The sequence below is a fragment of the Brevibacillus sp. NSP2.1 genome, from assembly GCF_000470975.2.
GTDB classification, from domain to species: domain Bacteria; phylum Bacillota; class Bacilli; order Brevibacillales; family Brevibacillaceae; genus Brevibacillus; species Brevibacillus agri.
In genome coordinates, this window is record NZ_CP048274.1 from 1,041,036 (window position 1) to 1,064,441 (window position 23,406).

The following is a 23,406-nucleotide window of genomic DNA, read 5'->3' on the forward strand; positions in this document are numbered from 1 at the left end:
TCTCTTTCGGTTTCAAAACGTTTTCGAGCGTGCCGGGGTCCATTCATCGCGGTGGATTACGGTACCGCTGCGTCGCGTCAAGCCGGAAGGTGAGAGCGAATCCAGGAGCTGGGCAGCGCCGTACCTGCTGACGCCCCGGCCGATCAGAGCGCCTTCGCAATACACCTCGATAACCTCGCCTTCCTCGAACATCCCCGAGACATCGCGTACGCCCGCCAGAAGTAGGCTGCGGCTTTTTTCCAAAATCGCTTCCGCCGCCCCGCTGTCGACCGTGATCGTGCCGCGAACAGGGGAGTGGAGCGCGATCCATTGCTTGCGCGTGGAAACGCCGGCTGTTGCAGGGGATTCGGGACGGTAGCCGACGTAGGTGCCATCGCCGTTGCCCGCAAGCACCTTGATAAGATCAGCCGATTGCGCCAATTTTCCGATAAAGCTCGGGATTCCCAAGCCTTGCGCCGTTTTCGCGGCGATCAGCTTCGAGCGCATTCCGCCCGTGCCGAGCTGTGACGCGCCTCCTGCCAACGCCTCGATTTCCTCTGTCACCTGCTCAAGCGAGCCGATTCGCCGGGCGTCCGGATGGTGGCGTGGGTCTTTGTCGTACAGTCCGTTCGTATCGGTGAGAATCATGTACAAATCAGCGTGGACCAGTCCGGCCACCAGCGCGCCGAGCATGTCGTTGTCGCCAAAGGTCAGCTCCGCCACAGATACCGTGTCATTTTCGTTGATGATCGGCAAAATGTTTTTGTCCAAAAGCAGCGACAACGTTTGAAAAGCGTGCTGGTAGCGCTCGCGATCGGAGAAGTCTCCCCGCGTCAGCAAAATTTGCGCCACGCTGAAGTGATGGGCCGCGAACATTTGCGTGTACGTCTGCATCAGCAGGCTTTGCCCGATGGCTGCGGCGGCCTGCTTGGCAGCGAGAGAGCGGGGGCGCTGCTGGTAGCCAAGACGTTGATAGCCGCTCGCGACCGCGCCCGAGGAAACGAGCACGACCTGGTGCCCTGCCTCGCGCAGCTTGCTGACAGCGGAGACGAGCAAGGACATTTTCGCCGGGTCCACGCCACCGCCTGCCGCGGCAATCGAACTGCTGCCCACTTTGACAACCAAACGCATTTTTCCCTTCTTCATACTTTGACCTCCTAGCACTTACTTGTATCCATGTGAAAAAGCAATAAAAAAAGCCCAATCGTCTCTTTGATAAGGACGAAAGGGCATGTTAGCCTTACGCGGTACCACCTTAATTGACGTCTGCCGACAGAAGATACCCGTCAAGTCGCAAACATCCAGCTCTCTTTCTTTGATAACAGGTGAAAGAAACCCGTCCAGGTCTTCCCTGGATGCTCTGGGGTGGGTTCAAACCGATTCATGGACGAAACCTCTCAGCCGTTGGATTTCGCTCTCTGGACCTGAAGGGCGGTTTTACTGTTCCCCGTCATTGCCGCTCGCTATGCGCTTGTTAATTCACTATTATTCGCCGGGCCTATAAGAAATGTCAAGAGGGTTTATTGAAATTGTTCGCTGCCGTACGTGCCCGATCTTGTTTTGATCTCGAACCGCTTCGTCTTCTGATCGCGAACGAGGCGGTAGTGCAGCGTGCGGTCGGAGGCAAAAGACGAGTCGGTCGCGTCCTGGACCGTTACGTTCAGCTCGCCGTTTGCTTTGGCGACCGTCGTATTGCGGACGGAGATCAGGACCGGATAGTCGACGCGCGGAATCGCAATGTACAGCTTTTCCTTGACCAGCTTCGTCGTCAGCTTGTCGTACATCGCCAGCGCGAGCGGCGTGCTCCAGAAACGGCCGAAGTACTTGACGATTTTGTCCTTGCTGTCAAATTGCTTCGGCAGCTCGCGGAACGCCAGCCCGTCCTCGTAGACGGTTTTGCCTTTGGCGTTGTCGAGTGCGGCGAAGTACACTTCCTCCAGCAGATGTTCGGCACGGTTGAGGAACAGGACGACATCCATTTTGTTGTCGCCGAGCTTCTGCATGGCAGACAGCTTCACGGGCTTGCTCTGGGCTTTCGTCTTGCTTTTGCTCTCTTCCTTGGCGGGAAGGGCACAGCCTGTAACGATCAGGGAGAGGGACAGAAAAATCATCCATTTTTTCCAGTTGGTTTTCATAGCGCACCTCACTTGAAAAGCCGTTGTTACCTGTTAGCGTGTGTGGCAAAAGAAATAAATAACCATGTGAAAAGATGCCAGTTGAAAAACAGGGCGGGATCACGGAAAAAGGAAACAGGATAGGGGTTGTCTGACAACGGGATTATGTCTATCATGGAGAGAGTTGTGCAGATCGAACGATTGAGGTGGAAAATACATGTTTGGATTTGGAAAAAAGGCAAAGAAGCTAGACGGCATTGATATTTTGATTATCAAGACCATTGAGGCGAAAAACCGCAACTTTTACCAGGTTGCTTTTCCCAGCGTGGTAGCAAACGATGTGATGTCCATGCTGCAAAAGCTGGAAAAATCGAAAATCAACCAGCAAGAATTTTTGGGCGAGATCGGCGGCTTTCGCATCGTGACTCACCTGGAAGCGCTGACCAGTTACAATGTGCTCGATGACGCGGATATGGAAGCGCAGCCTGTACAAATTGCCGATTTCGCAAACATCCTGCTCCGCCGCCTGGAAGCGCTGGCGGAAAGCGGCAAGCTCGGTGAATCCGAAGAGTTGGCGTTCATCATGGGCGAGCTGACGATGCTGCGCGATGGCAGCTTTGTACCGCAAGAGTAAAGAATACCCGGATGTTGAAGCCGGCCTTACGCTGGGCAGAATACATGATAAGCCGTTGGGAAACCGACGGCTTTTTTCGTATCCGCAACTTTTTCCTGCCGTTGGGCGTATAGCATAAAGTGGAATCTGTTGGAAATGGGAAAAGTAAAACAGATAGAAGGAGGGACGGACATGATCGAGCTGGTGAATGTGACGAAAAGCTACAACGGGACAAACAAAGCGGTCGATCAGCTAAATCTGACAGTGCCGAAGGGGGAAATATTCGGCTTCCTCGGCCCCAATGGAGCAGGGAAGACGACGACGATCAAGATGGTGACCGGAGTGATCCGCCCGGACCAGGGCGAAATTACGATTAACGGAAAAAACATCGCTTCCCAGCCGCTTGAAGCCAAGCAGCAGTTTGGCTATGTACCGGACAGCCCGGACCAGTTTTTGCGGCTGAAAGGGCTGGAGTACGTCAGCTTCATGGCCGATATGTACGATGTGCCAAAAGACGTGCGCGGGAAGCGGATTCTGGAACTGGCGAACCGCTTTGAAATGACGAACGCGCTCGGCGACCCGATTCAGAGCTACTCGCACGGGATGCGGCAAAAAATCATGATTATGGGCGTGCTTGTGCACAACCCCGAGGTGTGGATTCTCGACGAGCCGTTGACCGGGCTGGACCCGAAGTCGTCGTTTACGCTGAAAGAGATGATGCGGGAGCATGCCGACAGCGGGCGCACCGTATTTTTTTCGACCCACGTGCTGGAAGTGGCGGAAAAGCTCTGTGACCGTGTCGCGATCATCAACAAAGGGAAAATTTTGTTTTGCGGTACCTTCAAAGAGATGCAGCAGCATTTTCAGTCAGATGTTTCGCTGGAGAGCCTGTTCCTGGAGCTGACGAAGCATGAATAAAGTCCTGCTGTTATCCAAAGTGCTGCTTAAAAATGCGGGCTCGACCTGGGGGGCGAAAAAAGGAAGCGGCTGGAAGAAACTGCTGCTTGTCTTGGCGATTTTGATCGGACTGATTCCGATGATGCTCGGGGCTGTCGTCTTTATTTCCGCGATGTACGACGGGCTGGCGCTGCTCGGACAGGAAGCGGCGTTGCTCGGACTGGGAGTGACGGTGGTTTCGGTGGCGATTTTCGTCTTCGGGATTTTGTACGTCCTGAGCGTGTTTTACTACTCGCAGGATGTCGAGCAACTGTTGCCGTTGCCGCTTCGGCCGATGCACATTCTTGGGGCCAAATTCATTGTCGCGCTCTGCTATGAGTATCTTACGGCACTGGTCTTGCTGGGACCGCTTCTGGTAACATACGGAGTGAAGAGCGGGGGAGGCTTTCTGTACTACCTGTTTGCCGTCCTCATTTTTTTGCTCGTGCCCATCGTTCCGCTTGTGATGGCGGCAGTTGTGGTCATGCTGTTCATGCGCTTTACGAACGTGGGCAAAAGCAAGGAGCGCTTCCGCTTAATCAGCGGCCTGTTTGCGATTTGTCTGGCAGTCGGGTTTCAAATGGTCGTGCAGCGCCAGACGAGCGGCGGGGTAGACAGCATAGAACAACTGCAGGAGCTGATTGCCAGCCAGGAGAACGCGTTGTTGAACCTGGTGACGCAGTTTTTCCCTGCGGGCAGGCTCGCGGCACTCGCCTTGCAAGACAGCGGCACGCTGGAATCGCTCGGCTATCTGGCAGTCTTTTTCCTGGTGGCGGTTGCCAGTCTGATCGTCTTTCTTGTGGTCGGAAACAGCTTGTACTTCGCTGGGGTCATGGGGATCAGCGACGCTGTGGCCAAACGAAAAACGGTCGGAGATGCGGCTTTTCAAAAGCTCGTGAAGCAGCGCTCAAGACTCTTGTCCTACTTCTGGAAGGAATGGAAAATGCTCTGGCGGACGCCTGCCTTTTTCCTGAACTGCACGCTCTCCGGCATTCTCGTGCCGATCCTGGCTTTGCTGCCTTTGCTCGCCCGCCGGGATAGCGGAGAGATGCTCGCGCGCCTGCAAGCGACGCTACAGGGCGAGCACGCCGGTGCCATCAGCCTGGCGATTGCCTTCGCCGCTTTTGTGATGCTGGGTGCCCTCAACAGCACTTCGGTTACGGCGATTTCCAGGGATGGACAAGGGTTCTTTTACAACAAGACATTGCCGATTTTGCCCCAGCACCTTTTGCTGGCAAAAGTCATGCCGGGCATCATCCTCAGCACGATCAGCATGCTGTTGCTGCTGGCCGAAGCTGTCTGGCTTCTGGCGCTGTCCGGGGAGTTCATCGTCTGGGCGATCCTGTGCGGGATTCCGGGCGTGATCTTCATCAACCTGGTCGGCATCATGGTCGACCTGCACCTGCCCAAGCTGGGATGGAGCTCAGAGCAGGAAGCGGTGAAGCAGAATCTCAATCCGCTGTTCTCGCTTCTCGTCGGCCTGGTGGCGGGAGGACTGGTTGTCGTGGCTATTAGTTTTGCGGGGACTTCTCTGTTTGCAACGGCTCTGGGACTTTTCGCTCTTTTTGCCCTTCTGGACTTCGGAATTTACCGATTGCTTGTTGCCAAAGGACCAGGGTGGCTGGAAAAGATCGAAGAGTGAGCATAACGTTTGGCTGCTGAAAAGCCGTTCTCCCCGTGCTGGAGTGCGGCTTTTTTCACATGGTCAACGCCAATTAGGAACATTTTGTGAAAAGAGGGTATAAAGAAGTGCGCGATCCATCCCGATACATGAAAGGGGGATCGTTGTTGTCCGGGACGCTCGTCGAGTCCTGGACCTTTCTGCCACAGAAACGGCAGGGAGAACTACATAGAAAAAGGGGTAAAGATTCTGGCAAAGGAGAAAGGAGTATGCGTATAACATGATGAAGCGTTTTGCTCTCTGTTTTCTCATGGCATTGCTGCTCGTGCAAACTGCATGGACGGGCGGAGCACATGCTGCAGGTGTTTTCGATGACACCGAAGGACACTGGGCAGAGCAACAAATTGAAGAACTGGCGAGCCTGGGGATTGTAAAGCGAAACAGCAGCCACGCGTTTTATCCGAACAAGCCGATTACGCGCGGCGAAGCGCTGGCTCTGCTCAACCGCGTATTTGAGACGGCCTACGGCTCGCTTGAGCTGCCGCAGCGAAAAAGCAACCTGGACTACCGCTTTCTGCTTCGGGGGGAAGTAGAACAACTGTTGGTCAACATGAAAGCGATCTGGCAAGTAGAAACGAATGCGCAGTCCAGCTACGATCCGGGCGACAGAATGCTCTATTACTTGTACCTGGCCGAAAGCGGGCAACTGCTCAAAAAACAGCAAAAAGAAAATCCTGACTGGTGGCTGTCCAGCGAAGCCATGCAGCGGCCGTTGACCCGAGAAGAGGCGAGCCTGCTGTTGTTCCACGTGCTGGCGCCGCAAAAATTCAGAACGGCCAATTTGAAGCCGCAGGACGCGGTGACGTACTTCAACAGCTTTTACGAGTGGAAGCAGGATCGGTTCTACCGCGATACATACTCTCCATACCCGCTGGCTATTCGCGAGTTTCAGTTGTTTTTGACCGAAAAGACGTTTTCACCCGAGAAAATCATGACCCGCGCGGAATATGCCGTCGTCATGAAGCGACTGCTCGATTATTACCGCACCGATATGGCAGCCCAGTTCCGCAGCACGGTGGCGCAGCAGCAAAAAATCGCCCAACTGTACTTGCGCTCCGCTACTCTCGCGCTGGAGAAAAAGCAGCAGGCCCGCTTGGCCGCCGTGTTCGCTCCCGAACCGTTAAAAGCGATGACAATGCTTCCGCAAGTGCCGAAGTACAACGGCCCGGTGACGATTACAAACAAGACAGACATGAATGACCCGAAAATTCTTTGGCTGATCGGCCACTATCGCGACCCGGTAAACGGAGACTTCCAGGTCGAATACAAGCTGGAGCAGGATGCGTCGAATGCTTATGGGCGCAAAATCACAGCCGTTCTTTATTCGGAAAAATAGGCAAGCACTATGGGGAGCATCTGTTGCAGGATGCTCCTCTTTGTTTTGAAATGGAAAAGAGGAAGAAACACCGACAAGTGACGATTGCAAATGACAGAATTTTCGATTACAATAAAACTGAACGGTGACTCAGTAGGGGGTCAGCCAAAACATCTCAGGGCGGGTAACATAGCCAACACGTGGGATGTATTTTTTGGCCCACCAACTGAATGAGCATTCATTCAACAAGAGCATGAGCCTTGGCATACAGGAATATGGTTAAGAATAGTAGAACTTATGGAAATGATCTACTAATCTGAAAAGTTGAGCAAGGTTGGCAGCCATTGTGATTATGCCTCGACAGAGGTTCTCTAAAGGAGGATTTGAAGATGGAACGCAAAATTCGCAAAGCGGCGGTTCTCGGCTCTGGCGTCATGGGCGCCGGGATTGCCGCACATCTCGCCAACGTCGGCATCCCTACTTATTTGCTGGACATCGTACCGCGCGAACTGACGGCGGACGAGAGTAAAAAAGGACTGACACTGGCTGATCCAGCAGTGAAAAACCGCATTGCACAGGCGGGCAAAGACAGGCTGCTCAAGGAAAAGCCAGCTCCGCTCTACGATAAAAAGAACATCGAGCTGATAACGGTAGGCAACTTCGAAGACCATTTGCCGCTGCTCGCCGAAGTCGACTGGATCATCGAGGTCGTCGTGGAGAACCTCGAAGTGAAGAAAAGTGTGTTCGCGCAAGTAGAAGCACACCGCAAGCCAGGGACGATCGTCTCTTCCAATACGTCCGGCGTTTCTATCAACGAGATGGCAGAAGGCCGCTCTGACGATTTCCGCAAACATTTTCTCGGCACGCACTTTTTCAACCCGCCGCGCTATTTGAAGCTGCTGGAGCTGATTCCCGGACGCGATACCGACCCGGCCATCGTAGCTTTCATGAAGCAGTTCGGGGAGCATGTGCTCGGAAAAGGAATGGTCGTCTGCAAGGACACGCCAAACTTCATCGCCAACCGCATCGGTACATACGGATTGCAGGTTTCGATCCACGAGATGGTGCGTCTTGGCCTCGGGGTAGATGAAGTCGATGCGCTGACAGGCCCGGTAATCGGCCGTCCGAAGAGCGCGACGTTCCGCACGCTCGATGTCGTCGGGCTGGACACGTATGTGCATGTCGCAGGAAACGTCCGCAACAAGAGCACGGACGAAGCGGAGCGCGCTGTCTTTGAGGTTCCGGATTTCGTTTTGCAAATGGTCGAGAAGCGCTGGATCGGACAAAAGGCAGGGCAAGGCTTTTTCAAACAGGTGAAGTCGGCGCAGGGCAAAGAAATTTTGGCGCTGGACATCAACACATTGGAATACCGCCCGAGCGTGAAGCCGAAGTTCCCGTCGCTGGACGCGGCCAAGACGGCGAAAACATTGCCGGAAAAGCTGCGGGCGCTCGCATACGGCAAGGACAAGGGCAGCGAGTTTGTCTGGAGCGTTTTCAAAAAAGTGCTGCTGTATTCCGCTGAAAAGGCTTACGAGATCGCCGACGACATCGTTGCAGTCGATCAGGCGATGAAGTGGGGCTTCGGCTGGGAGCTGGGGCCGTTCGAGACGTGGGATGCCATCGGCGTGGAAAAATCAGTGGCGCGGATGCGCGAGGAAAACGAGCAGATTCCCGCGCTGGTCGAGGAGCTGCTCGCGAGCGGCAAAACCTCCTTCTACCAAAAGGCAGAAGGCAAGCGCCAGGCGTTTGCGATCGGCGGCGTCTACAAAGGCATCGAGGAAAACAAGGAAAACATCAACCTCGCCGCGCTCAAGGAGCAAGGCAAGTTGATTAAGAAAAACGCGGGCGCTGCCCTGATCGACCTGGGCGATGGCGTCGCGTGTCTGGAGTTCACTTCGCCGCACAACGCGCTCGGACTGGATGTATTGCAGATGGCGAACCAGGCGGCAGAAGAAGTGCAGAAAAACTTCGCCGGACTGGTGATCGGCAACCAGGGCAAAAACTTCTGCGTCGGGATGAACCTCGCGATGGCGCTGATGGAAGCGCAAGATGAAAACTGGCTGGAGCTCGACATGCTCGTCAGCAATTTCCATAAAGCGGCCAGAGCGATTCGCTACATGCACCGCCCGGTCGTGGCGGCACCGTTCGGCATGACGCTCGGCGGCGGCGTCGAGGTCACGTACCTGGCTGACCGCGTACAGGTAGCAGCGGAAACGTACCTTGGACTCGTCGAGGTCGGCGTCGGGCTTTTGCCAGGCGGCGGCGGCACGAAGGAAATGCTGTTCCGCGCCATGGAAAACGTGCCGGAGGGCGGCAGCGTGCCAGTCGACCCGTTCCCGTTTGTCGCCAGAGCTTTTGAAACGATTGCGATGGCAAAAGTTTCGACTAGCGGACAGGAAGCGATCAACCTCGGCTACTTGCGGCCGACTGACCGGATCAGCATCAACTCTGACCATCTGTTGTACGATGCGAAGCAGCTCGTGCTCGCGATGGACAAAGAAGGCTATACGCCGCCCAAGCCGCGCAAAATCCGCGTAATCGGAGAGACGGGCTACGCCAACCTGCGCCAAAACATCTATGCGATGAAGAAGAGCGGGTACATTTCCGAGCACGACGAGCTGATCGCGTCCAAAATCGCCTATGTCATGTCTGGCGGCAACGTGCCGGCGGGTACGGAAGTGACCGAGAGCTACATTTTGGAGCTGGAAAAGCAAGCGTTCCTCTCGCTGATTAAGACGCCTAAGACTCAGCAGCGGATGCAGCACATGCTGACCAAAAACAAGCCTTTGCGCAACTAGGGAGAAGGAGGGTAAAACGATGAGAGAAGCAGTAATTGTCGCAGGGGCCCGGACTGCGGTCGGCCGAGCGAAAAAAGGAAGTCTCAAAGACGTACATCCCGTCGACATGGGGGCAGCCGTCGTAGCGGATTTGCTCCGCCGCGTTCCGCAACTGGACCCGGCGGATATCGAGGACGTCATCATGGGGACGGCGGTGCCGGAAGCAGAGCAGGGCATGAATATGGCGCGGCTGATCGGACTGCGCGCCGGACTGCCGACAAATGTCGCGGGCATTACGATCAACCGTTTTTGCTCCTCCGGCTTGCAGACGATTGCCTATGCCGCGCAACAGATTATGGTCGGCAGCTCGGACGTGGTCGTGGCAGGCGGAGTGGAGAGCATGAGCCTCGTGCCGATGCTCGGCCACAAGGTCGCGCTCAATCCGACACTGGTGGAGACGAAGCCTGAGGCGTACATGAGCATGGGGCATACGGCGGAGGAAGTGGCGCGGCGCTACCATGTGACCCGCGAAGACCAGGATGCGTTTGCGCTCCGCAGCCATCAGCGCGCGGTTGCGGCGATCAGCTCGGGCAAGTTCCAGGACGAAATCGTGCCGCTGACGGTGAAGCAGTACACGGTAGACGAAGCCGGAAAGGTGCATATCCGCGAGCGCATTTTTGACAAGGACGAAGGCGCGCGCCCAGATACGACGCTGGAGGCGCTCGCCAAGCTGAAGCCGGTCTTCCACGTGCAGGGCAGCGTAACGGCCGGGAACTCCTCGCAAACGAGCGATGGCGCGGCAGCGGTGATCGTCATGTCAGCCGACAAAGCGGCAGAGCTGGGCGTTTCGCCTATCGCGAAGTTCCGCTCCTTTACCGTTGGCGGGGTGGACCCGGATGTCATGGGGATCGGTCCGGTCGTCGCGATCCCGAAAGCGTTGAAGCTGGCGGGGATCAGCCTGGACGACGTCGATTTGTTCGAGCTGAACGAAGCGTTCGCGTCCCAGTCGATTGCGGTCATTCGAGAGCTTGGCCTGGACCCGGAAAAAGTAAACGTCAACGGCGGCGCTATCGCCTTGGGCCATCCACTCGGTTGCAGCGGCGCGAAGCTGACCGTCTCGCTCTTGAATGAAATGAAGCGCAGAGGCGGCAAGTACGGCGTCGTCACTATGTGTATCGGCGGAGGCATGGGAGCCGCAGGCGTTTTTGAAATGATCTAGCACGTACGTCCATTTTCATAAAAGGAGAGGGATAGCATGGCAGATACGAAAGAATTGATCCGTGGTGGAAGCTTTTTGATTGACGCAGGTTCGGCAGACGACGTGTTCGTGCCGGAGGAGTACAGCGAGGAGCAAAAAATGATCGCGAAAACGACGGAGGACTTTGTCGTCAACGAAGTTCGTCCGCATCTGGAAGAATTGGAGCAGCACAACTTCGACATTTCCGTCCGTCTGCTGAAGGAAGCAGGGGAGCTTGGCCTGTTGGCTGGCGATGTGCCGGAGAAGTACGAAGGACTTGGCCTGGATAAAGTCAGCACGGCTTTGGTCACCGAAAAGTTTTCGCTTGCGCGCGGCTTCGCGCTGAGCTATGGCGCACATGTGGGCATCGGCTCGCTGCCGATCGTGTACTTTGGAAACGAAGATCAGAAGCAGCGCTATCTGCCTGATCTGGCGTCCGGAAAACGGATCGCGGCCTATTGCCTGACAGAGCCAGGCTCCGGCTCCGACGCGCTGGGAGCCAAAACGACAGCGACTCTCTCTGCTGACGGCAAGCATTACATCCTCAACGGAGAGAAGCAATGGATCACGAACGCAGGCTTTGCTGACGTGTTTATCGTCTATGCGAAAATCGACGGGGAAAAATTCACGGCCTTCATCGTCGAGCGCACCTTCCCTGGCGTATCGTTTGGACCGGAAGAGAAGAAAATGGGCATCAAGTGCTCCTCGACTCGCACCGTCATTTTGCAGGATGTGCCCGTGCCTGTGGAAAACTTGTTGGGCGAGCCGGGCAGAGGCCACGTCATCGCCTTTAACATCCTGAACGTAGGCCGTTACAAGCTGGCAGTCGGCGCAGTCGGCTCCGCGAAAAAAGCGCTGGAGCTGGCGACGAACTACGCGAAGGAGCGGAAGCAGTTTAAAACGCCAATCGCCAATTTCACTTTGATTAAAAACAAACTGGCGAACATGGCGATCAAAGCGTACGCCGCAGAAAGCTCCGTCTACCGGACAGTCGGCCTGTTCGACACTGCGCTCGGCCGCCTGGGCGAAAAAGCGGATGACGGCGCAGAAGTCGCGAAGGCGATTGCCGACTACGCCATCGAATGCTCGATCAACAAAGTGTTTGCTACGGAAGTTTTGGACTACTGCGTGGACGAAGGCGTGCAAATCCACGGCGGATACGGCTTCATGTCCGAGTACGAGATCGAAAACATGTACCGCGACTCGCGGATCAACCGGATTTTTGAAGGCACGAACGAGATCAACCGACTGCTCATCCCGGACACGTTGGTGAAAAAGGCGATGAAGGGCGAGCTGCCGCTTCTGCAAGCAGCGACCAGCCTGCAAGCCGAGCTGATGAGCTATTACCCGGAGGAGATCGAGGAAGCGCCGCTCGCGGTGGAGAAGCACCTGCTCAGCATGACGCGCAAAATCATCCTGATGGTGGCAGGCTCCGCGCTGATGAAGTACCAGCAAGCGATTTCCAAGGAGCAGGAGCTGCTGGCGTTCGCTGCCGACATGCTGATCGAGCTGTACGCAATGGACAGCATCGTGAAGCGCACGGAAAAAGCGATTGCGGCCAACGGACTGGAAGCGGAGCAGCAAAAGCTGGAGTTGACAGCGGTCTATGTGCATGAAGCGTTTGATCGCATCGAAGCGTGGGCGAAGGAAGCGCTCGCTGCCATGGAAGAAGGAGATGAGCTGCGCCTGCGCCTCTCGATCCTGAAAAAGCTGACACGCCGTACGCCGATCAATACGGTTGCGCTGAAACGGTCGATTGCCGATCGCGTCATCGAAGCAGGCGGATACGTGGTGTAAACCGCACAGACACGCATACAGAAAAAAGGAGCGAAGAGTCATTCTTTGCTCCTTTTTCTTTTGCCCGCAACCAAAAAGCTTGGCTCAAGGCTTTTGCTTCACTTTGGAAATACCGCCGTCGTTGATGTGCACCTGCACGTTTACCGACTCCAGCATGTCGGGGCGAAGCGGGAGCGCGCTATTTTTTTGCAGTCTGTGCCACTCATGCGGGTGCTTGCGATAGAGCGTGTGCCCGAGCTGGAGAGTGTCTGCGCCCAGCTTCAGCCCTTTTTCAAACAGTCCGCGAATCTCTTCCTCGATTTTTTTGGCTGCTTCCGTTTCGATTTCGATTTCCCGCACAGGGCCTTTGCGGAAAAGCTGGGTAATAAAGCCAGAGATGTCGACATCCACCTGAAAAACGACGTTCTCGCCGCGGAGCACCGGACGTATGGCTGCTTTTGGCTTTTCGAGCACGAGCATGGCGAGCGTCTGTTTGTCTTTTTTACCTCCAAAAGCGTACGGACTACATGCTTGTCCATCCAGCGCAAGCCGAGCAGCTCGGAGCGCGGCCAGCAAGCTGTAAAACTGGATGGCGCTGAGCGGCAGGAGCGAGAGCGTCGACGAAAGGAAAAAGAGTCCGGTCAGCCACCAGATCCGTTTTCGCCCGCCAGGTATCATCCAGATTTCCACGATCAGCAGATGGGCGAGCGCGATTCGGGTGAAAGCCCCGCTGAACCATTGGTAAATGCTCAAAAAATCGAGATGCTCGATATAAATGCCGATATTGGCTAGCCGCCACTCTTCATAGGCCGGGTAGCGCAGCTTGGCGGCTTCCGCCGGGCCAAATTCGACGATCGCGCCAATCGTTCGGCCCCAAGGTCAAGTCAATCAGCGACATCGCCAGCGAGAAAAACTGATAGTAAGGCACTTTGCTTTTCAGATGATGCTTCAGAAACAAAAACAGGAGCAGTTCCACAAAGCCGCTTCCCGCGTACATCATGCCTTTGAGCACCGGGGCCATCCCGTTTTCCATGATCGGCAGAAGCAGGCGGTAGTCTTTGTTCTGAAAATTCGTGGACATCACGAAAAACCCTACGACGACTGGCAACAACACCGTCGACGTCATTGCAATGGAGCGTATCCCGAACAGAGCGTTGACGAGACACAAAGCGGCGAAGAGGACAGTGTGAACCGTCAGCGGAGTCTGGGGAGCAAAAGACAGGTTGATCCAGGTGACCGTGTCTGTTATGGTCATCTTCCCGATAATAAAGCAATAGAGAGAGGTCAGTAGCGCCAACAGGCGGGAAACGAAGAAGCCGTATCGGTTCTGCAACCAAACAAAAAGGTGTTCGCGCCCGGTTCTCAGATAGATAAAGTAAAGAAAGCACGTCCAGATCAGGTAGAGAGCCCCGGCAAAAAGGACGGAAATCCACGAATCTCTCTTGGCAGAGTCGAGCATCATGGGGATGACGATGACATGGTTCATCAAGCCGTTGGCCAGCATCAGTATTGCTACGATTTGAGTAAAAGCTAGTCCGTTTTTCATAGTTCTCCCGCCAGACTGTTCCAGTTCTTTTGTCAGTATTTGCAGGTCGTCTCGATTTATGCGACAGGACAGGCGTGCCTTCGAAGGTTGCATGCATATTTTTGGAAGCTGCCACGAAAGCTAAGAGAACATACTGAGCAGAGGATGGGGAACGGTTCGAGATGACGATGAGAGGATGGCTGAGAAGGAAACGGGTGTCGGCAAAAGACAGAATTCAGCCGTCCCATGCCCACCCGATAAGCGACAGCCTGGGCGAAAATATTAGCGAACTGGAGCGCATATTCACGCTGACACCTGACCTGGTGATTCGCACGTTTGAAAGCAGTATGCTCGAAGGTTCGGCAGCGATCGTGTATTTAACTGGGCTTGTGGACAAAAACTCCATCAACAACAATGTGCTGCGGCCGATGCTGGCTCAGCGGGATCGGGGAAAAGCGGGAATTCTCGACCTGCTGTCGGTAGGAGATGTCTCGATTGCCCGCGATTTTCGCACCGTTGAAAAGGAGATTTTCGACGGCAGCTGTGTCATGTTTGTAGAAGGGCGCAACGAGGCGTTCGTTCTCGATACGCACGGCTGGCCGCAGCGGGCGATTGAGGACCCGCAACTGGAAGCGTCTTTGAAGGGCGCCCACCAGGGGTTTGTGGAGACAGGGATGCAAAATATCGCCCTGATTCGCCGCTACTTGCCTAATCGGGAGTTGAAAATCAAGGAATTTTGGATAGGGGACAGGGGAGCTACCCGGGTGTCGATCCTATTTTTGCAAGATGTCGCACATCCGGAGGTTTTGCAAGAAATGGAGGACCGGATCAAGCAGATCAAGATCGACTCGATTCTCAATACAGGCGAGCTGGCAGAGTTGATTGAGGACAATCCGTTTTCCCCTTTTCCGCAGTTGATGATGACGGAGCGGCCCGATTCGGTGGCCTCGCACATTTTGCAAGGCAAGATCGCCGTCGTGGTAGACCGTTCTCCCAGCGTCTTGATTGGCCCTGCCACCTTTTCCTCCTTTTTTCAAAACGTGGACGATTACAGCACGCGCTGGCTTGTTTCGTCGTTTATTCGTCTGTTGCGGGGGCTGGCTTTTATCATCGCGACCTTTCTTCCGGCTCTCTACATCGCCCTGATCTCGTTTAACTACGAGGTGATTCCGCTCGACTTGATTTTATCGGTCGGAGAGTCGAGAGAGAGAGTGCCTTTTCCGCCTTTACTCGAAGCGATGCTTATGGAACTGACCTTGGAAATGCTGCGGGAAGCAGGGGTCAGGCTGCCAACGCCCATCGGACAGACGGTAGGCATCGTGGGGGGGATCGTCATTGGGCAGGCAGTAGTTCAGGCGGGGATTGTCAGCAACATCATGGTGATTGTGGTCGCGTTTACAGCGATCTCCTCCTTTATCATCCCGAATTACGATATGGGGTCTGCGGTTAGACTGCTCCGGTTTCTCATGATGGTGCTGGCTGCTTTGTTCGGTATCGTCGGGATTATCGTCGGGCTGATGGGCCTCATTGCCCATCTGATCCAGTTGGAATCGCTTGGCGTTCCCTACGGAAGTCCGCTCGCGCCCGCTCGTTTCAGCGACTGGAAAGATTTCTTTGTCCGCTTGCCGTTTTGGACGATGCGGGATCGGCCAGTCAGCACGAGGGCCATTCAAGCGAGAAGGCAGGGAGATAATCGTCCAAGGGGAGATGGCGAATGAAAAAATATGCCTTCAATGAACTGACGGTCTTCCAGTACATTTATTTGATTCACGGTGCGCAGGTAGGGATCGGGGTGTTGTCCATGCCGCGAGAGCTGGCCGAGGTGGCAGGGACGGACGGATGGCTCTCAATTTTGATTGGTTGGTTCGCGGCTATGGCGGTCAGCCTGGTCATCATCGGCATCATGAAGCGCTATCCCGGCAAAACGATTGTGGATCTGCTGCCGTTGTTTTTGGGTAAATGGCTGGGGAAAGTCTGTGTTGCAGGAATCGCCGTCTATTGCGGTTTTGCCTCTTTCACTGTCATGGCCAACACTGCGGCCATCGTCAATACGTGGATTCTTAGTCAGACACCGATTTATATGGTAGGTATTTTGCTGGCTGTTCCGGCTTATATGGTTCTCCAAGGCGGCTTGCGGGTGCTTGGACGGTATGCCGAGCTGATCTTTTATCTGACGCTGTGGATGCCGATCGTCTTGGTCACTGTCTTGCCGAAAACGAACTGGCTTTATTTGCTCCCTATTTTCAAGGAAGGGTGGTGGCCGATTCTGGTGGCAACAAAATCAACGGTTCTGTCTTTTTTAGGATTTGAACTGGCTTTTTTTCTCTATCCTTTTTTGCAGAAAAAGCAGTATGCAGTCCTTGGTATCGTTGTGGCCAATACGTTGTCCATGCTGATTTTTATGAATATCACCTTGTTCAGTTTCGTGTTTTTCAACCCTGATGAAATTCTACAATATACGTGGCCAACATTGAATTTATGGAAGGTGATTGAGTATCGATTTTTGGAACGAATGGATATTATCTTTCTCGCTTTCTATTTATTTTATTTGTCTACAACCAGCTTCCCTTATCTGTATTTTTCAGTCTTCTCGTCAAGTCAATTGTTCGGTGCAGCAGATCATCGCAAGCATTTAGGCATCGCTTTGCTGTTGGTTATTTTACTGCTTTGGCTGTATACGCCTACGTTCATGGATTTACTCAAATGGAAGCAGTGGTGGAGCACTGGCGGTTTGCTATTCGGATACGCGCTGCCCGTTCTGGCTTTTGTGCCGATCTGGCTGCTGCGTAGGTCAGTGAAGGAGTGAAGGTTATAAAAAGATACGTACACGTTCTATTGATTTTGTGTGTAGTCTCCCTGCTGACGGGGTGTGTGGATCGGATTGATCTGGAAGACGCGACGATCACCCTGATGACAGGGATAGATCTGAATGAAAAAGATCAGCTTCTCGTCTATTTATCGAGTCCGGTGTTCAGCAAGGAAGCCAAGGATAAGGAAGAGGAGTACGGAGTCAAGATAGAATCGCTCCGTCAGGCAAGAGGACGGTTTGACGGGCTGGTGACGGGCCTTTCGTTATCAGGCAAAATACAGGTGTTCGTTATCGGGAAAAAACTGTTGGAACATCCCGATTGGTTTCCCATTATGGATGTGATGTTTCGCGATGCGCGATTTACGGTGAATGCGCGAGTGATCGTTTGCGACGGGCCGGTCAAGGAGCTGTTCAATTTTAATCCGACGGATAAGCCGCGGCTTCCGCTTCACCTAACCAGGCTGCTCGATAAGGCAAGCCAAAGGAATTTGACAGTAACAACAAGGTTACAGGAATTTCATCGACAAATGTTTGAAAAAGGAGGCACACCGTTACTCGCTGAAATCAATTCAGGACGCTCTGTTAAAGTATTGGGGACGGCACTGCTAAACAAGGGCGGCAAGTACGCTGCGCTGCTCGAGCCAAGAGATACGATGCTGTTGCAGATGCTCCGTAATCAAAAGCAGGGAGAGACATCCTTGACGCTTCCGCTTCCCGTAAACGGTGGCAGCAATCACATAGCGAGGGATCGGCTCAGTTTTTTGGTGAATGGCGTCAATCGCTCCGTGAAAACAAGCTACCGTAACAATCGGTTTCAATTCGACGTAAAAATGAAAATTCGCATTTCCATCACCGAAAGGCTGTTTTTGTTCGACATGGAACAAGACTACAGGAAAATGGAGCAAATGATTAGCGAGGAACTGCGCAAAGAGTTCGCAAATCTGGTCACAAAGTGCCAGGAGAGTGGAACAGACCCGTTTGGCTTTGGCGTGTACGCCCGTGCGTATGAGTACGAGGAGTGGAAAAAGGTACAGGAAGATTGGCCGGCGGCATTTGCCAGAGCCGATGTCCGTATTGTGCCGGAGGTGTCGATTATAGGCGATGGCGTCATTAAGTGAGTAAATAGCAGGAAAAAGGAAAAGCACCTTGTCGCCAAGGCTATGGTCCAAGGTGCTTGTTTGTTTTTGCGATACGTATCAGTAGATAGCCTCCCAGCCTGCAGGAGTGACGAACAGGCGGATTGCCTTGATTTTGCGGTCGTCCATCAAGGTGAAGTAGTGGCGGAAGTTCGGCGGTACGGAGATCAGGTCGCCTGGCTCAAGCTCGACGTCGAAGTAGCGCCCGTCTTTGCCCTTGATCGCGAAAATGCCGTGGCCGTCTACGCAGAAGCGGCACTCGTCGTCGGTGTGATGATGCTCGTTCTTGAATTTCACGAGCAGCTCATCGAGGTTAGGGGTTTTGTCAGAGAGGACGATGATGTCGGCAGTCAGGTAGCCGCGGCGCTCGCTGATCGCGTCGATCTCCGGCTTGAAGGCGGCGAGAATCTCCTGTTTTTCTTCCTCTGTCGGGCTGTAGTTGTCGCGGTGCTTGGGATCGAGGCGGTCTACGCCCCATTTTTCGTAAATGATCTCTTGGCTGTCCAGGAAGGAAATGACTTCCTCCGGTGCGGAAATGTACTCGTTAGTGTCGTGGAAACGAATTTGTGCCATCTTGTTTGCCTCCTTGGTTAATTGGTTGTAGTGGACACGACGGCTTGGCGCAGTTGCAGCCAGCGGGCGTGGTACTCGAACAGAAATTCAAATGCTTCCAGGTGGCGCTTCGCTTCAAAGTCGTTGCCGCCCCATGCGTAAATGCCGTGGTTGCGGATGAGCACGCCCGGAATTTCCGGGGTGATGACTTTTTCAATCGCGGCGGCCAGGGTCGGAATATCGGCAAAGTTCTCAACAATCGGAACAGTGATACGCGCGTTTTCCTCCCAAATGCCCAAGCCTTTAATCAGCTCTTGCCCCTGGATGGAGAAGGCGCGCTGGCCGAAGTACAGCTCGGAGATGAGGTTGTTCCAAACGGTATGGACGTGGAAGCAGGCACCTGCCTGCGGGAACTTTTGATAGACGACGGCGTGGATCAACGTCTCTGCGGACGGCTTGAGCGAAGTCGCGTCTACAGGGCGGGAATCTCGATCGACTACGAGGTAGTCTTCCGGCGACAGCTTGGTCTTGTCTTTGCCGCTTGCGGTTACGGCAAATTGCAGCGGCTCGTTCTGGATTTTGATCGAGAGATTGCCGCTGGTACCGGGAAACCAGTCCCGGCGGGCAAATGTCAGCTTGGCGTCGTCCAGACGGCGAAAAGCGTCCAGACGTTGTTCGAGTGTTGCGGTCATGGATTAGACAACCTCCTGTTTCAGTTCGGTCAGCGTGCCAATCACGTCGTGGAAGGTCGCGAATGTGCTGTGCGGCAGCGCAAGCTCCTGTGCCTTCTCGGCGAGGAAGGAGCGGGCGATGACGTAGTCGGCGATCTTTGCGCCAGCCAGGTCCGTGATCGAATCGCCAATGACGACGCGATAGTGAGTGGCAGGGTCGTAGCGGCGAATGATGGTCGTCTTGCACATGCCGCAGCCGTTTGTGCATTGCTCGTCGCAGGAGTGCGGCCACGTGATCGTGATGTTCTCGCCGGAGAAGTCGCTGCCGTTGCAGTAGATCGGGACACCGCTAAGGTCAAACGGAGCGAGAATCGGCTGGACGAAAAAGTCGATGCCGCCGCTCGTAATCAAAAGCTCGATGCCTTCCTCGCGGCAAAAGCGGACGAAGTCAGCGAAGCCGGGGCGAATCGTAGCCTCCTGGACGATGTAGTCTACAATATCCTGGCGCAAGGAAGAAGGGAGCAACTGAAACAGCTTGCCGACGCCTTCCTGTACGCTTATTTGTTGCGAAAGAATTTGTTTGGTGAGTGCTTCCCATTCGGGGGGAGCGAACTTTTTCACAATCGCGACGATGTTGTCTTTTTCCGTAATCGTTCCGTCGAAATCGCAGAACAGCACGAGCTTTTTGCTCATCGTGCGCCACCCCACTTTTCCAGGGCGATGGCAAGCTCAGGCGATCCGGCAGCGGCTTCTTCCAGGCTGCGCCCGGCAGTGACGGCAGTGATTGCGTCGACAAAAGCTTTCGCTCCGGCCGTCGCGCCGCCGGGGTGGCCGTGAATGCCGCCGCCCGCGTTGACGATTTGGTCGAGACCGAAGTCCTGATACAACTGCGGCACGAGTCCGGGATGAATGCCTGCGGACGGAACCGGGAACGAGCGGCGCACGCCCTCCAGCGGCGTCGTCAAGTTGTGGGCGAGTTGCAGCGCTTCTGTCTTGTCCAGCGCCACGTTGCCGTACGGAGACGGGAACAGCACCAGGTCTGCTCCGGCGATCCGCATCAAGGTGCCGAGCAGAAGCGGCGTGGCGATGCCGTAGTCAGGCGACGGATAGTACGCGCCTGCGAGCGCCGGGTGCGCCATGATCGGGACGTTGACATCCGGATCGGCTGCCAGGCGGTGCAGGGCATCGAAGCCGAAGGCCAGCACGTTGAACAGCAGGCAGTCGGCGCCCGCTTCGACCGCGCGTTTTGCCTTTTCGTTCAGCTCGTTGATCGGCCCGGTCAGGTTGGCGGCGTAGAGGACAGGCTTGCCTGTCTCGGCTTCGGTCTCCAGGGCGATCTGTTTGAACGCCTGGATGCGCTCCAAAAACGGTGCGCGGTCGTCCGCGAAGAAAATTTCGTCATCTTTGACCAAATCGACGCCGCCCTGCGCCTGTGCTTTAAATTGCGTTTTCAGATCGTCGAACGGCAGGCCGAGGCAAGATTTGAAAATGCTCATCAGGAGCGGACGGTTTTGGGCGTCCAGTCGTCCGCGCAGTCCGTCTATGCCGAACTTCGGTCCGGGAAAAGCCTGGAGGAACGAGTCGGGAAAAGCGATGTCGACCAGCTTGATTTTTCCGTCCATCGAGAGCTTTCCGAAAATTCCGGTCAAGAGCGAAGGAATGTCGCTGGTGAAGTTGCGGGTCGGGTAGCTGACGGTAATCAGCCCGCGCACATCCCCGTTTTCCAATGTTTCCAGCGGAGTGGCGCTGACGGCTTCGCCTAGGTACGGCGCCAGCTCCGCTTGCTTGGCAGCGGGCAAGTCCGTCCAGGAGCCGACCGTCATGCCGACTGCGATGGCAGCGGCTTTTTTGTTCAAGTCTTTGGCTTGTGTCAAATAGGTGACGAGGATGCGTTGCTCACTCATGCTAGTCCTCCTTGGCAGCTTGAAAAGCTGTCGTGGTCGTTTCGAAACATGTAATCATGCAAAAAAGCCTCCCCACTTGAGCGGGGAGGCGGTTGTCGACTATGAAAACGTCTCGTCTCCTCTCATCTCTCGGGTCAGTAGCCGGAACAAACAGCTCCGACTCTTATCCGTTGGAATTAGCACCGTTTCGCTATTTTTGTCGAACGCAAAAAAATAGCGCCGGTTGCCGGGCATCATAGGGCCAGTCCCTCAGCCAGCTCGCGATAAGAGTTTATGTGGTTCACACGTCATCTATCCGTGTGCGATACACCCATGATATGCCTTCTCGTTCCGCTAGTCAATCTTTGTTTTTCCGAGAATGTGCATCTGCTCACAGGGAAAAGGAGGCAGCAAGTGAAACTTTTTTACTCAGCGTGGGTGGTATCGGATGAAAGGGTGTGGAGGCATTGGGAAAGTAGGCTTGGAGGACGTGTACCAGTTGCACGTAAACGATATATACCGCTATCTTTTCCGGCTCACACGCGATCGGAGGCAGGCGGAAGACTTGACGCAGGAGACTTTTTTTCGCGCGTATGCCTCCCTGGATGACTATCGCGGGGAAAAAGTGCGGCCGTGGCTGTTCAAGGTGGCCTACCACGCCTTCGTGGACTGGCATCGCAAACAGAAGCGGCGGCCAGTCGATTACGTCGGGAGCGTGCCGGAACGACTGGATGCTTCCGCCGTCGATCCCGCTGACCAGCTCGTGAACCAGGAGTTGTGGGAGGCGGCATCCGCCTGTTTGGAGCGGCTGCCGGAAAAGCAGCGACAGGTGATTTTGCTGTCGGCGATGCAGTTTTCCTACGCGGAAATGGCGGAGGTGCTGGGAATCGAACTGGCGGATGTCAAGCGCTCCCTGTTTCGGGGACGGCAAAAGATGCGGCAACTGTGGAAGGAGGAAGGGCTATGACGAACCAAAACGGGGATGACCGCGAGCAAAAACTGCTTGCTTACCTGAGAGGGGATTTGACGGGAGAGGAAGCGAAACGGCTGGGCGAGGAACTGGCAGACGACGAAGAGTACGGGAAGCGGCTGGAACGGCTATTGCTCGGGGAAGAACAAGGGACAGACGGCAAGCAGGAGGCTGCGCCAGGGCTTTCGGAAGCAAGACAACGGGCGATCGTCCGACGGGGAAAGTGGAAAAACAGGCTGACGACCTCCTTCTATGCCTTCGCGATTCCTTGCCTCGCGGGTGTGCTCTTGCTGTTCGTAAACGGCTGGGTGGGGACGCTGATGCATGACGATTTGTTCCGGGTGGCACGGGACATGGTCAATTTTACCCAGCCTGGCGTGAGCGTGGGCAGCAGCGGCTCGCAGGTGGGGCTGTTGTACGGCAGCATCGACATGGAGCTGCGAGAGCAGGTTGGCAACGAGGCCAAAAGCGCTGGCCGCTTTCGGAGCACGAATGTGCTGTGGAACGTGAGCGCCAGACCGGAGTGGACAGGGGGCGGCAGGGAGCAAAAGCTGTTTTTCCGCTATCCGCTATCGGCCGGAGAACCGGAAGAAGACACGTCCTTTTTGCGCACGCCTGCCTGGACGACGCTGGAAAAGCTGCCGGAAGGAACGGTTTCCCAACTGGCGATCTCGTTTGACAGCTTCCTGACGTATGAGCAGTATGTCGAGCTGGTTTCCCGCCATGTCAGCAGCTACAACCAGGAGACGGTCTGGTTTGCCGTCGACACTGGCGTGGAGGTGAAACAAGTTGACGGGGAAGCCGGCAATCTGCTACTCGGCCCGGGGGAGGTCTGGGGCTTTGCCGAGCGGGAGCTGGATTACGGAACCGCGCCGATTCAGGTGAACGGAGAAGGCGAGCGGCGAATGGCCGCCTTCATGGGCGAGATGAAGTATTTGACCGAGCAAAAAAGCTTGGCGCGCGATATGGGCTACGCGCTGCTTTCGGGCGGCAATCCGCAACTCGAGGAGCGCTATCGCTATTTGCAGGAAAAAGGCGTGCGCATCTACGGCGCCGTCCTGACCGGGCCGACGAAGGAGCTGCTCAGGCTCAAGGAGGAAAAGTCAATTACCGCCGCGTTTGTCGGCAAAATCGACTGGTGGAACTGGGAGCGCCCCGCCGCCTCGGGGACGCAGAATAGCTGGTAGAAGGCGAGCCGTTTTTGCAAAAAAAGAGTGTTGACATCGTGGAACCGCAGGTTGTATGATTCAAACTAAATCAAAACCGCATACGTTTGGATACCTTATCCAGAGAAGGTGGAGGGACTGGCCCGATGATACCCGGCAACCGACACGACGCGATTTCAACGCGAGCAGCGATTGAAGCAAAAAGCGACGTGCACGGTGCTAATTCCTGCAGAAACAAAAGTGGTCTGGAAGATAAGGGGGACATG

At 55.0% G+C, this 23,406-nt stretch carries 20 protein-coding genes and 2 riboswitches; of the genes, 12 read left to right on the forward strand and 8 right to left on the reverse strand.

Annotated features, from left to right (window positions below; translation table 11 throughout):
- Window positions 1-12 precede the first annotated feature (12 nt).
- Window positions 13-1,125, reverse strand: coding sequence for a glutamate 5-kinase (gene proB / locus M655_RS05065; RefSeq protein WP_005826664.1), 1,113 nt, complete (start codon window positions 1,123-1,125; stop codon window positions 13-15).
- 374 nt (window positions 1,126-1,499) lie between these two features.
- A complete protein-coding gene (locus M655_RS05070; RefSeq protein ID WP_026558496.1) occupies window positions 1,500-2,114 on the reverse strand; it encodes a hypothetical protein in 615 nt (204 codons plus the stop codon).
- Window positions 2,115-2,310: 196 nt separating this feature from the next.
- On the opposite strand from M655_RS05070, the gene M655_RS05075 reads away from it, so the two are divergent.
- From M655_RS05075 to M655_RS05105, 7 genes are all read left to right on the forward strand, one after another.
- Window positions 2,311-2,727 carry a hypothetical protein gene (locus M655_RS05075; RefSeq protein ID WP_005826661.1) on the forward strand — a complete coding sequence of 139 codons (417 nt, stop codon included), beginning with the start codon at window positions 2,311-2,313 and terminating at the stop codon, window positions 2,725-2,727.
- A 171-nt stretch (window positions 2,728-2,898) separates the two neighbouring features.
- A complete protein-coding gene (locus M655_RS05080; protein WP_005826659.1) occupies window positions 2,899-3,624 on the forward strand; it encodes an ABC transporter ATP-binding protein in 726 nt (241 codons plus the stop codon).
- Complete coding sequence (locus tag M655_RS05085) at window positions 3,617-5,284, forward strand: putative ABC transporter permease subunit (protein ID WP_007787397.1); 1,668 nt, start codon at window positions 3,617-3,619, stop codon at window positions 5,282-5,284. Before M655_RS05080 ends, M655_RS05085 begins: the two co-directional genes overlap by 8 nt.
- Window positions 5,285-5,543: 259 nt before the next feature.
- On the forward strand, window positions 5,544-6,659 hold the full coding sequence (locus M655_RS05090; protein ID WP_026558497.1) for an S-layer homology domain-containing protein: 1,116 nt from the start codon (window positions 5,544-5,546) through the stop codon (window positions 6,657-6,659).
- 368 nt (window positions 6,660-7,027) lie between these two features.
- Window positions 7,028-9,436, forward strand: coding sequence for a 3-hydroxyacyl-CoA dehydrogenase/enoyl-CoA hydratase family protein (locus M655_RS05095; RefSeq protein WP_025844038.1), 2,409 nt, complete (start codon window positions 7,028-7,030; stop codon window positions 9,434-9,436).
- 19 nt (window positions 9,437-9,455) lie between these two features.
- On the forward strand, window positions 9,456-10,634 hold the full coding sequence (locus M655_RS05100; RefSeq protein WP_005826653.1) for an acetyl-CoA C-acetyltransferase: 1,179 nt from the start codon (window positions 9,456-9,458) through the stop codon (window positions 10,632-10,634).
- 36 nt (window positions 10,635-10,670) lie between these two features.
- Complete coding sequence (locus tag M655_RS05105) at window positions 10,671-12,449, forward strand: acyl-CoA dehydrogenase FadE (protein WP_005826652.1); 1,779 nt, start codon at window positions 10,671-10,673, stop codon at window positions 12,447-12,449.
- A gap of 84 nt (window positions 12,450-12,533) precedes the next feature.
- Here the strand turns inward: M655_RS05105 and M655_RS05110 are convergent, their stop codons facing one another.
- A complete protein-coding gene (locus M655_RS05110) occupies window positions 12,534-13,181 on the reverse strand; it encodes a Ger(x)C family spore germination C-terminal domain-containing protein (protein WP_026558498.1) in 648 nt (215 codons plus the stop codon).
- 49 nt (window positions 13,182-13,230) lie between these two features.
- On the reverse strand, window positions 13,231-13,974 hold the full coding sequence (locus M655_RS05115; protein WP_286085969.1) for a GerAB/ArcD/ProY family transporter: 744 nt from the start codon (window positions 13,972-13,974) through the stop codon (window positions 13,231-13,233).
- Between the two features lie 161 nt (window positions 13,975-14,135).
- Here M655_RS05115 and M655_RS05120 point away from each other — a divergent pair, with 161 nt between their 5' ends.
- From M655_RS05120 to M655_RS05130, 3 genes are read left to right on the forward strand one after another with little or no spacing between them, the layout of a single operon-like run.
- Entirely contained in the window at window positions 14,136-15,671 is a 1,536-nt protein-coding gene (locus M655_RS05120; protein ID WP_026558500.1) for a spore germination protein, read from the forward strand.
- Window positions 15,668-16,759 carry a GerAB/ArcD/ProY family transporter gene (locus M655_RS05125; RefSeq protein WP_026558501.1) on the forward strand — a complete coding sequence of 364 codons (1,092 nt, stop codon included), beginning with the start codon at window positions 15,668-15,670 and terminating at the stop codon, window positions 16,757-16,759. The genes M655_RS05120 and M655_RS05125 overlap by 4 nt, the downstream gene beginning before the upstream one ends.
- Window positions 16,756-17,880 (forward strand): Ger(x)C family spore germination protein, encoded by a 1,125-nt coding sequence (locus tag M655_RS05130; protein WP_005826641.1) that lies wholly within the window; start codon window positions 16,756-16,758, stop codon window positions 17,878-17,880. The genes M655_RS05125 and M655_RS05130 overlap by 4 nt, the downstream gene beginning before the upstream one ends.
- Window positions 17,881-17,958: 78 nt before the next feature.
- Here the strand turns inward: M655_RS05130 and mtnD are convergent, their stop codons facing one another.
- Genes mtnD through M655_RS05150 form a run of 4 tightly spaced genes read right to left on the reverse strand, consistent with a single transcriptional unit; the run spans window position 17,959 to window position 21,025 of the window.
- On the reverse strand, window positions 17,959-18,471 hold the full coding sequence (mtnD, locus tag M655_RS05135; RefSeq protein ID WP_005826638.1) for an acireductone dioxygenase: 513 nt from the start codon (window positions 18,469-18,471) through the stop codon (window positions 17,959-17,961).
- 17 nt (window positions 18,472-18,488) lie between these two features.
- The gene (locus tag M655_RS05140) at window positions 18,489-19,142 is read right to left on the reverse strand and encodes a methylthioribulose 1-phosphate dehydratase (RefSeq protein ID WP_005826636.1); all 654 of its coding nucleotides are present in this window, start codon (window positions 19,140-19,142) and stop codon (window positions 18,489-18,491) included.
- 3 nt (window positions 19,143-19,145) lie between these two features.
- Entirely contained in the window at window positions 19,146-19,814 is a 669-nt protein-coding gene (locus M655_RS05145; RefSeq protein ID WP_005826634.1) for a 2-hydroxy-3-keto-5-methylthiopentenyl-1-phosphate phosphatase, read from the reverse strand.
- On the reverse strand, window positions 19,811-21,025 hold the full coding sequence (locus M655_RS05150; RefSeq protein WP_005826632.1) for a 2,3-diketo-5-methylthiopentyl-1-phosphate enolase: 1,215 nt from the start codon (window positions 21,023-21,025) through the stop codon (window positions 19,811-19,813). The genes M655_RS05145 and M655_RS05150 overlap by 4 nt, the downstream gene beginning before the upstream one ends.
- Before the next feature lie 119 nt (window positions 21,026-21,144).
- Window positions 21,145-21,295: riboswitch (SAM riboswitch) on the reverse strand.
- A gap of 157 nt (window positions 21,296-21,452) precedes the next feature.
- Here M655_RS05150 and M655_RS05155 point away from each other — a divergent pair.
- Window positions 21,453-21,971 (forward strand): sigma-70 family RNA polymerase sigma factor, encoded by a 519-nt coding sequence (locus M655_RS05155; protein WP_026558502.1) that lies wholly within the window; start codon window positions 21,453-21,455, stop codon window positions 21,969-21,971.
- Window positions 21,968-23,161 carry an anti-sigma factor gene (locus M655_RS05160; protein WP_026558503.1) on the forward strand — a complete coding sequence of 398 codons (1,194 nt, stop codon included), beginning with the start codon at window positions 21,968-21,970 and terminating at the stop codon, window positions 23,159-23,161. Before M655_RS05155 ends, M655_RS05160 begins: the two co-directional genes overlap by 4 nt.
- A gap of 92 nt (window positions 23,162-23,253) precedes the next feature.
- A riboswitch (SAM riboswitch) is annotated at window positions 23,254-23,399 on the forward strand.
- Window positions 23,400-23,406 lie beyond the last annotated feature (7 nt).